The sequence below is a fragment of the Mycobacterium sp. genome, assembly GCF_035603715.1.
In the GTDB taxonomy this organism is placed as follows: Bacteria; Actinomycetota; Actinomycetes; order Mycobacteriales; family Mycobacteriaceae; genus Mycobacterium.
On record NZ_DATNJW010000171.1, the window covers coordinates 1 to 6,761 of the forward strand.

Below are 6,761 nucleotides of genomic sequence, written 5' to 3' on the forward strand. Positions count from 1 at the left end.
ATTGATCTGGGACCGGGAGCCGGCAGCGACGGCGGTCGGGTCGTTGCGGCCGGGCCGCCTAAGAAGGTGGCACGTGCGAAACACAGCCGCACGGCTCCGTATCTGGCAAAGCAATTGGCGCCGTCTGCTACTCGATGAAGAAGTTCCGTTCTTGATGGACTACTCGCGGCGCTCCTCGTCGGGCATGTCGCCGAGCCGAGCCATCCCCTCGAAGCGGTGCCCACGCAGTTCACCGGGAGCAGACAATATCAAGATTGACGTCGGCTCGTCGGCCTGGTCGGGTGCACGGTAGTGGTGGCGCGGCGATAACCTTCCGGCTAGGCAGTGCGCGGTAGATGATGTGCCGATGACCATCTCGACGGTTGCGTTCGACCCGTTCTCTGCCGAGTTTTTCAACGACCCTTACCCGATCTACCGGCGGCTGCGTGACGAAGCGCCGGTGTTTCATAGCGAGGATCGCGGCTTTTACGCCCTGAGTCGGCACGAAGACGTCGCTGTGGCGTTCAAGGATTTCGAGACCTTCTCGTCGGCCAGGGGAGTCACCTTGGACCAAGTCTCGACTGGCGAAGTGGTAAAGGATCCGTTGGTCCAATTCATGGATCCGCCGGCGCATCGTCGGATGCGCGGTCTGGTCAACAGAGTTTTCACTCCGCGAGCCATCGCGGCGCAGGAGCCAATCGTCCGCGCCACGATCGACCGGTATTTCTCCCGCCTTGACCCTGACGCGTTCGACGTGGTTGCCGACTTCTCCGCGTATTTCCCAGTCGAGGTGATCACCACAATGCTCGGCGTGCCGGAAGAGGACCGCCAATCCGTAAGGCACTTCCAAGATCTGGTGATGGAGCGTGAAGCGGGCGCAGCGACCATGAGTGATGCGGGCAAAAAAGCGGTAGAGGAAAACGGCCTGCTGTACTACAACATCATTCAGCAACGCCGCGCTGAACCGCGCGACGACATGATCAGCGCCCTGATCGCTGTCGAAGTGGAACGCGACGACGGCACCACGACGAAACTCGACGATGTTGAGATCGTTGGCTTTTGCATGCTGCTGGGCGGCGCGGGTGCAGAGACGGTCACCAAGTTGATCGGCAGCGCGATGGTGCTGTTTTCGAAGCACCGAGACCAATGGGAACAACTTCGCGCCGACCGGACCAAGATCTCAGACGCGGTCGAGGAGGTCCTGCGCTTCGATGGTCCGGTGCAGTACGACTGCCGCTATAGCCTCAAACAGTTGGAGGTGCACGGTGCCACGATTCCGGCCCACAAGACGGTCATGCTTCTTCCGGCTTCGGCGAATCGCGACGAACGGGCCTTTACCGATCCCGACACCTTCGATATCACTCGGGACCGTGCCGAAGCGCAGAACCTCGCATTTGGTTATGGCATTCACAGCTGCCTTGGCGCGGCGTTGGCGCGGATGGAAAGCAAGATCGCTCTCGACCACTTGATTGACTTGTTGCCCTGGTTTGAAGTCGCCACGGACCAGCTCCGCCGCGTCTCCATGACCAACGTCAACGGTTACGCCAACGTGCCGATACGAGCATCCCGATAAGTCCCCGCAAGCTCGCCGGTTTGAACCCCACCCATCATCAGTCTTTCAGCACGGCGTAAGACGGATCGGTGCGGTCGCGGATGGCCTCGCGGCTGACCATCTCGGTGACTTCTCGGACTTCGTCGAAGTCGAACAAAGTCAGGCGTTTATCGATGCGCCACAAGCGATCCCGGCGCGACCACTCGTCAAGGTAGCGGCCCCAGACCCGGATCTGCATGACCTTGTCGTCCTGCATCAACCGCGTTGCGGAATGGAAGTACGCTTCACTGCCGGCTTGGTCACCGTCGAGGGTGATGATGGTGTTGCTGACCTGGTGCGAATGGTTGAGGGTCAGTAGATGCGAGGCGCAGATGAAATCAATCACGCCGCGTCCGTCGCCCTGGTAAAGCGACTCCCCGTAGTTCGCGGTCGCATCATCGTGAAATACCGAGTGCCCCAACGGAATATCGAGTCGATCGACCGCACGGCAATAACGGTAAATCTGCTCTGTGATCGCCTGGCGGTCGAGTAGTGCCTGCAGCTCGGCTGGATCGATCGCCGTTTGTTGCCACGTTTCGGCCATCCGGCACTGTAGCACTCAGATGTCGCTGGTCGATGAACCCGACGCCGCACCTTCACACAGCGGTGGCGGCCAACTCGGGGCGTTGGTGCCGCCGGATAGTCGATCACGAATTGACCGCTGTAGCAACTCATCACGAGGCGGTGTTGCCGCCATCGCGACGGGTGGCGAGTAGAGTCAGGCCGCCGGTTCAGAGTGACGCAAATGCACGAGTGGACGAGGGCGGGGATTCGTCGCGCCGCCGCGTACGTCGAAGGCCCATCCTTGACGAACGGAAACAATTCGCGACACACTTGTGTCGTCATATTGCGGTAAGACGCCACTCACCGGCGGTCCGCGTGCCAGATCGGATGGGAAAAGCCTTGCGACGGTTGCTTATTGACGGTCAACGCGTGGATCCGGGTCGGCATTACCCCTCGGTCAACCCAGCAACAGGGAACGTCATCGAAGAGGCCCCCGACGCGACGATCGAGCACGCCGAGAGTGCGATCCGAGCGGCGCGGCATGCATTCGACGAGACCGACTGGTCGACGAACGTGGCCAAGCGGGTCGGCTGTTTGCGCCAACTCCACGAGGCGCTTCAGCGCCACCGCGAGGATTTCGCCCAGTTGACTATCGCCGAGTGCGGGCACACACCAATGCTGGTCGGCGGACCGGCCCTCGACGACCCGATCTCCCTGCTCACCTACTACGCCGACCTGGCTGAGCGATTTTCCTTCACCGAGGACATCGGAGTGCAGGAGTCGCGGGGATCGATGCATCGCCGCATAGTCGAGCGGGAGCCCGCCGGTGTGGTTGCCGCGATCGTCGCATACAACTACCCGATGCAGTTGTCGCTCGCCAAGATCGCCCCGGCGCTGGCGGCCGGCTGCACTGTGGTCCTCAAGGGTGCGCCGCAGACTCCACTTCTCGCGGTTGCGCTCGGAGAACTCATCGCCACCGAGACTGACACTCCGGCCGGAGTGGTCAACGTGATCACGTCGTCCGAGGTTGCCGTCGGTGAGCTGCTGACTACTCATCCAGATGTCGACATGATCACCTTCACCGGCTCGACGCCGGTCGGCCGTCGGATCATGGAGGCGGCCAGTCCGACCGTGAAGCGAGTGTTCCTTGAGCTCGGCGGAAAATCCGCCCTGGTCTTACTTGACGACGCCGACATCGAGATGCCTGCCCTCGTCGCCGCGATGAGCATCTGCTCCCATGCTGGGCAGGGGTGCGCGATCACGTCCCGGCTGCTGGTCCCGAGCTCCCGTCACGACGAGATCGTCGAGAGGGTCACCGCCCACCTGTCGAACGTCAAGGTGGGCAATCCGGCAGAGCCCGGCACCTATATGGGACCCCTCATCAGCCAAACGCAGCGGGAAAAAGTCGATAGCGTCGTCAAGCGTGCGATCGAAGCCGGTGCTCAGCTCGCAATCGGCGGATATCCGATCGACGGGCCTGGATTCTTCTATGCTCCGACATTGCTCACCAATGTTGACCCCAATAGCGAGGTCGCACAGGACGAATTGTTCGGGCCGGTGCTCGTGGTGATCCCCTACAGCGACGATGACGATGCGGTGCGGATCGCGAACAACTCCATCTTCGGTCTCTCCGGGGGCGTCTATGGCGCCGACACCGACCGTGCGATGTCAGTCGCGCGGCGGATACGGACGGGGACCGTTGGCGTCAATGGCGGAGTCTGGTTCGCTCCGGACGCGCCATTCGGCGGATACAAGCAGTCGGGTGTCGGTAGGGAGATGGGCGTGGCTGGACTCGCGGAGTTTCTCGAGACGAAGACCATCGCGGTACCGGCCGGCTGACTCGCCGGCGTGAAGACTACGGCTGTGACAGGTGTGACGCTGGGGCCACTTTTCGATCTTCCGGCGACCAGTGTGCGCATCAGGAGCGGCACCTTTTAGGCGCCCATCTCCGTGGCGATTCGTGTCACGGGTAACACAGATGCGCACGCAACGCGGAGATGATCTCCGCCATCGCGGACGCGCTGGCACCTCCCAGCGGCCAGTTGCTGGCGAAGCCGTGCGTCAGCGACGACATTCGTCGGAGGTCGACGACCACTCCGGCTTCGCGCATTGCCGTGGCATAGGTTTCGCCCTCATCGCGCAGAGGGTCGAAACCGGCGGTGATCACCAGTGCGCGAGGCAGGCCGGAGAGGTTTTCGGCAAGCACCGGCGACACCAGAGGATCTGTTGGATCCAATTGCGATGCACCGAGGTAGTGGTCGCGGAACCAAATCATTGCCACCTCGGTCAGGAAGAACCCATTTGCGAACAGGGCTCGCGAGCGCGTTTCGCCCCGCGCATCGGTCGATGGATACAGCAACAACTGGAGCGCGGGCGGCACGCCGTCGTCCCGTCCGAGACGAGAAATCACGGCTGACAGATTGCCGCCGGCGCTATCGCCGCCGACCGCGACCACACCCGGCCGGGTGCCCAGCTCGGTCCCGTGCTCCAGCGCCCACCGATACGCGGCGTAACAGTCCTCCACCCCCGCGGGCGCAGGGTGCTCTGGCGCCAGCCGATAGTCCACCGAAAGTATGTGAATGCCGGCACCGTGGCAGATTGCTCGGCACAGGTTGTCCTGGGTATCGAGATCACCGATCACCCAGCCACCCCCGTGGATGAACATCAACAGGGGGCCGACTTCATCGTTGTCGGGAAAATAATGGCGCGCCGGGATCGAGCCTGCCGGGCCGGGAATCGACAGGTCCGCCACCGCTCGAACCTGCACCGGATTCCGATCGATGACCTTGGTCTGTCGCCGCAGCCGCAGCCGGTTGGTCACTGGGTCCTTACCGGTCAATATGCTCTCCACGCCGGTGAGCTTTTGTCCGGCCAGCATCAATCGCAGGGTGGGATCCAGCGTGTTCCCATCGATCGTGATCGATCGCGCCATCAGCCGCTTGGCGGGGTCGGGAATCGCCGCAATCACCTCGAAGCCGAGCCGCATGCCCGCAGTGCCTGCCGCATTTCTCGCCCGAATCAGCCATGGACGTTGCGATTTAGTGTTCGGCGGCGGCCCGTCCGGTTTGCTCGACTTCGAGCCTGATACGGGAGCGGTCGCGCTGTCGGTCACGTCCGTGGACGTTAATGCAGATAGCCCCGCGGAGCAAAAATTTGGTATTGCGTGGACATCGCCCCGGCTGAGCTCGCCCTATTGATGGAATACGTGGCCTGCTGGCCTGAGTTGTATTATGCACGTCAGGTAGCAACAACTCGACCCTAAAGGCGACCCATCCGCTAATGGCCTCTGCGACACCTCCTTACCAGCCGCCCACTGCTCAATGTGCGATCGAACGTGCGCTCGCGGTAGTCGGCGAGCGCTGGTCGCTGCTGATTCTTCGCGACGCTCACGCCGGGGTCACCCGGTTCGCCGATTTTCAGGCGAACCTCGGCATCGCTACAAACATGCTGATCACCAGGCTGGGCAAACTTGTCGCCGCGGGCATCTTCGACAAGCGCGAGTATCAGCTCCCCGGTGATCGAGTACGTCCCGAATATCACCTCACGCCGGCGGGGCGTGACCTCGCTATCGTGCTCGGCGCACTGCAGCAATGGGGCGATGCGCATTTTCCGCTACCGACCGGTCCAGTCAGCCAGCGCGCTAACCGCGCCTCCGGCGAGAAGGTTAGTGTTTCGTTCGTCGACGAACTCGGATCACCGATCGACAGCAGCCAAGTCCAGCTCGACGGACCGGGCCCTGCCGCCAAGAGTTGACCGACGCTGAGCCCTACCACAGTCGCATTGCACTCCGTGATACGGGTGATCCGAAATCCTTTGTGACGCAGTCGCGTTCGAACCCAATCTTGAAGGCATGCCGCCCCCACCCTGCCGTGTTCAAAGCTGGGATTCTGCGAGGTTTCCCGCCGCCAAGATCGGACATCGCTTTGCTTTCGGATCGGCGGCCACATCTGACTTGCAAAATACAAGTCAGATAGGTAGAGTGTTCAACGTGGCGTTGGCAAAGCCTTCGTCTCGACCCATGCGATGGAGCGAAGGAGAAGGAAATGACCGAATATCTGGGTGGCCGTCTGCGTATCAACGAGGTCTCGCCCGCGTACTGGCAAGTGACTATCGACAATCCACCGATCAATATGTACGACCCACGCATGTTTGCCGCGCTTAACCAGCTGATGGACAGGATTGACGCGGCTGACGAGCTACGAATCGTCGTGTTCGACAGCGGAAACGCGGACTACTTCATCGCGCACTACGACCTCGAAGACGAGACGGTGCCGGACGTGCCGGGTGCGGCAGAGTTCACACGCTGGCCGGAGTTCGTCACTCGGCTCGCACAGTCCCGGGTCGTTTCCGTTGCAAAGCTGCGCGGGCGCGCTCGCGGCCACGGCAGCGAGTTGGCGCTCGCCTGCGACATGCGTTTCGCCAGCAAGGAAAAAGCAATTCTCGCCCAAGTGGAGGTCGGTTGTTCGGTCGTCCCCGGCGGCGGCGCGACGGAATGGCTAAGCGCCTTGACTGGCCGATCCCGCGCGCTGGAGATCATCGTCGGTGCCGACGATTTCGACGCCGAAACGGCCGAAAAGTACGGGTGGGTCAACCGTGCGATTCCGGATGCTGAACTCGACGCGTTCGTCGACAATTTCGCCCGACGGGTCGCCAGCTTCGACAAGCGGCCGTTGGAGTTGGCCAAACA

At 62.0% G+C, this 6,761-nt stretch carries 6 protein-coding genes; 4 read left to right on the plus strand and 2 right to left on the minus strand.

Going from position 1 to position 6,761, the window contains the following annotated elements; all coding sequences use genetic code 11:
- Positions 1–346: 346 nt before the first annotated feature.
- Positions 347–1,552, plus strand: a complete 1,206-nt coding sequence (locus VN856_RS07535) for a cytochrome P450 (protein ID WP_325687665.1) — start codon at positions 347–349, stop codon at positions 1,550–1,552.
- A 37-nt stretch (positions 1,553–1,589) separates the two neighbouring features.
- Here the strand turns inward: VN856_RS07535 and VN856_RS07540 are convergent, their stop codons facing one another.
- A complete protein-coding gene (locus VN856_RS07540; protein ID WP_325687667.1) occupies positions 1,590–2,114 on the minus strand; it encodes a nuclear transport factor 2 family protein in 525 nt (174 codons plus the stop codon).
- A gap of 347 nt (positions 2,115–2,461) precedes the next feature.
- On the opposite strand from VN856_RS07540, the gene VN856_RS07545 reads away from it, so the two are divergent.
- On the plus strand, positions 2,462–3,913 hold the full coding sequence (locus tag VN856_RS07545; protein WP_325687669.1) for an aldehyde dehydrogenase family protein: 1,452 nt from the start codon (positions 2,462–2,464) through the stop codon (positions 3,911–3,913).
- Positions 3,914–4,037: 124 nt separating this feature from the next.
- On the opposite strand, the gene VN856_RS07550 is transcribed toward VN856_RS07545, so the two are convergent.
- The gene (locus VN856_RS07550) at positions 4,038–5,060 is read right to left on the minus strand and encodes an alpha/beta hydrolase (RefSeq protein WP_325687671.1); all 1,023 of its coding nucleotides are present in this window, start codon (positions 5,058–5,060) and stop codon (positions 4,038–4,040) included.
- A gap of 293 nt (positions 5,061–5,353) precedes the next feature.
- Between VN856_RS07550 and VN856_RS07555 the strand changes: the two genes are divergently transcribed.
- A complete protein-coding gene (locus VN856_RS07555; RefSeq protein WP_325687673.1) occupies positions 5,354–5,827 on the plus strand; it encodes a helix-turn-helix domain-containing protein in 474 nt (157 codons plus the stop codon).
- 290 nt (positions 5,828–6,117) lie between these two features.
- Positions 6,118–6,761: enoyl-CoA hydratase/isomerase family protein (locus VN856_RS07560; protein ID WP_325687675.1), on the plus strand; the 644-nt coding region annotated here is incomplete at its 3' end.

Coding starts and splice junctions, on each gene's coding strand:
- VN856_RS07535 (WP_325687665.1), top strand. CDS start 347: ATGACCATCTCGACGGTTGCGTTCGACCCGTTCTCTGCCGAGTTTTTC.
- VN856_RS07540 (WP_325687667.1), bottom strand. CDS start 2,114: ATGGCCGAAACGTGGCAACAAACGGCGATCGATCCAGCCGAGCTGCAG.
- VN856_RS07545 (WP_325687669.1), top strand. CDS start 2,462: ATGGGAAAAGCCTTGCGACGGTTGCTTATTGACGGTCAACGCGTGGAT.
- VN856_RS07550 (WP_325687671.1), bottom strand. CDS start 5,060: ATGCGGCTCGGCTTCGAGGTGATTGCGGCGATTCCCGACCCCGCCAAG.
- VN856_RS07555 (WP_325687673.1), top strand. CDS start 5,354: ATGGCCTCTGCGACACCTCCTTACCAGCCGCCCACTGCTCAATGTGCG.